The 2724-nt window shown below is 45.2% G+C and carries 2 protein-coding genes; one reads left to right on the forward strand and one right to left on the reverse strand.

Features of this window, described 5'->3' with window-relative positions; translation table 11 throughout:
* Positions 1-147 precede the first annotated feature (147 nt).
* The gene (locus CSQ89_RS22710; protein WP_158229081.1) at positions 148-819 is read right to left on the reverse strand and encodes a hypothetical protein; all 672 of its coding nucleotides are present in this window, start codon (positions 817-819) and stop codon (positions 148-150) included.
* Positions 820-826: 7 nt separating this feature from the next.
* On the opposite strand from CSQ89_RS22710, the gene CSQ89_RS20955 reads away from it, so the two are divergent.
* A complete protein-coding gene (locus CSQ89_RS20955; RefSeq protein ID WP_158229082.1) occupies positions 827-2329 on the forward strand; it encodes a hypothetical protein in 1503 nt (500 codons plus the stop codon).
* Positions 2330-2724: the final 395 nt, after the last annotated feature.

Consider the following 2724-nt stretch of genomic DNA (forward strand, 5'->3'; position numbering starts at 1 on the left):
TTGCCGAATTGCGCCAGCAGTTCGGCAGAAATCGAGGGCAAAGCGATGGGCTGGTTTTTCTGTTTGCGAGGCATACATTCTCCTTGGGAGCATGATATGCCCTGAACACGAAATTACTGACAGGCCCGTTGAAGTGACAGACCAGCGTCAGGCGGATGTGTTATGCAACAAAGCCTCGCCAGTTTGAAAAAATAACCAATTACTAAATAATGTATCTAAGGGTTTTATTTTGAGTAAGCAATCAGCACTAATTGCAGCAATCTTATCTATTTGCATTGGTTTAACAGGCTGCGGTGGTGGCGAAGATACCCCTCCTCCAACACCAGTACCAACACCAATACCAACTCCAACTCCAACTCCAACTCCAACTCCAACACCAGTACCAGTACCAGTACCAACACCAACACCAACTCCAACACCAGTACCAACTCCACTACCACCACCACCACCGATCACACCAGTTGCAGCAAAGCTGGTGATTACCTCTTCTACTAGAACGCTAAAAACTGATGGCGGTGATTCGGCTGATATTAAAATTACTGCTCTTGACTCAAGAAATCGAGTAATAAAGGGTATAGCAATTGATGTTTCTACTCCCTTAGGTTCAACTATACTTGCTGATGCAGTAACAAAAGATGATGGCACTATCAGTGGCAAGTTTTGGGCTGGCGCTAATAGAAGTAATCGGACGGAAACCATTACAGCCACCGCGACTGGCGTAATAGGGCAAATACCGATTTTGATCACGGGTACAAAAATTAAGGCGGCGCCTACGACAACAAACATATCGGCACCAAGTGGTACTTCGTCGTTAACCATAAGCTTGGTGGATAGTTCAGATCAAAGCATTCCAGACCAAGATATAACATTAAGTACTTCAGGATCGGGCTCTGTTAGTCTCTCTAAGTCGGTAATTAGGAGCGGAGACACCATCACGGTAACAGGGACATCTACTGGTACAGTTAAACTACAAGCCGAGGCGCTAAACGCAACGCAGACGTTAGATTTTACAATTACTGGTGGTAACGCATTCGGTTTTGAAACGCCTAATTCTTCTCCGTCACCTTTGGCAACAGGGACTTTAACTGATATAACCGTCAATGCACCAGGCGTTACTACTGTTAGGTTAACCACAACGTTAGGCTTGTTTGGTAACGGAGCGGCAACTATAGATATCCCGGTTGCTAACGGTAAAGCAACGACTACATTTAGTTCTTCTTTAGCGGGTATAGCAACGATTAGTGCTCTGGATGCAGCTAAACCTGCAGTAACTGCAAGCGCGATATTTACTGTATTGCCGCCTGTTGGTGATGCGGCAAAAATTACGGTTCGGGCATCCTCCTCCAGCACTTTAGGTACCAGTAGTGGAACTGACATCAAGTCGATTTCTATTATCGCTACTGTATTAAATGCGGCAGGCCAGCCTATAGCCAATATGCCAGTTGCCTTTACAATTAAAAATCCGGTTGGTGGCGGGGAAAGTATTGCCCCTGCTATTGCTTATACCGCATCAACTGCCGAACAGAGTTTAGGAATAGGGCAAGCAAGCACCACCTTTATATCCGGCTCAGTCGTGTCTCCAGTCGGTGTTAACGGTATTAACGTTGTGGCAACGGTGGTTGGAACCGCAATAACGGCTGAAGCACCTGTGATAATTGGTGAGCAAGTTGAATCTGTGACAATTGGCCAAGCTAGTGTTATAGAGGCCATTATGCATGATACTGCGTATAGACTTCCGATGTCAGTTCAGGTGACTGATAGTGGGGGTAACCCAGTAGCTGGGGCTGATGTAACATTAACCGTGACTCCTTATGCCTTCTCTACAGGGTTTGGTTGTCAAGTTGCCAAGACTTTTGTTGCCGAAGATCTTCTGGGTAATTGGAATTCAATCACTGGTTTAAATATTCCTCAGACATCTATAGGCAATGGCCTGCTTGATACCGATGAAGATGAAAAACGAGTTGAGGTTAATAATATAAGCTTCAATCGTACGGTTGCGTGTTACAACGCCAGTGATAAGGATGCTAACGGTAAAATAGTTCCATATGTCTGCCCCAATCCGGCAGTAGTTAGCAAAAACAATATTTTAGAACCAGCAAGATCAGCGGCGGGTTCGATGCCTAGCAAAGTGACTACAGATGCATCTGGGATTGCGCAGTTTAACTTCGATTATTTGAAAGCTGACTCAATATGGTCCGTTGTAAAAGTAACCGCGTCTACAAAGGTTTCTACTACTGAAGCTAGTACGTCGGTAATCTTTAGGCTAAGGCCATTAAAGTTTGATGTTGAGCCAACTTGTTTTATATCTGACTCGCCTTATAAACAGTAAGAGATGAATTGAAATACTGAAGGTAAAAAATCGCTTACAAGTCGTAAGCGGTTTTTTTACCTGTGTTGGGGTAATAAGGCCCATTGGGAGCGAAGCTGCGATTTGAGGACATATAAGCAAATACCATATTCTATGGCGTCGTCTACGCCGTCAGCATGCAACGCTGACGGTTTTCAGACCGATCCGCTACAGTATTCCAGTACAAGAAAAGATAAATCCTATCCGGCAACATTACGTAGATTTGGCGCATTTAAAAACGAACCTGACGGGGGGGTGTCAGGATTTCCGTGTTCAGGGCGGGTTTGAGATTCACACGGATGGCCGAATAAACCGGTCCGCGTAAAGAATAGCGAATTGGTTCATCGCCGTCTTCCAATCCTTAGCGGCACGACTCC

Source organism: Chitinimonas sp. BJB300 (assembly GCF_002735695.1).
Lineage (GTDB): Bacteria > Pseudomonadota > Gammaproteobacteria > Burkholderiales > Chitinimonadaceae > Chitinimonas.

What these genes read in the sequence shown, in the direction of transcription:
- CSQ89_RS22710 (WP_158229081.1), bottom strand. Translation starts at nt 819, where the DNA reads ATGGTTAACGACGAAGTACCACTTGGTGCCGATATGTTTGTTGTCGTA.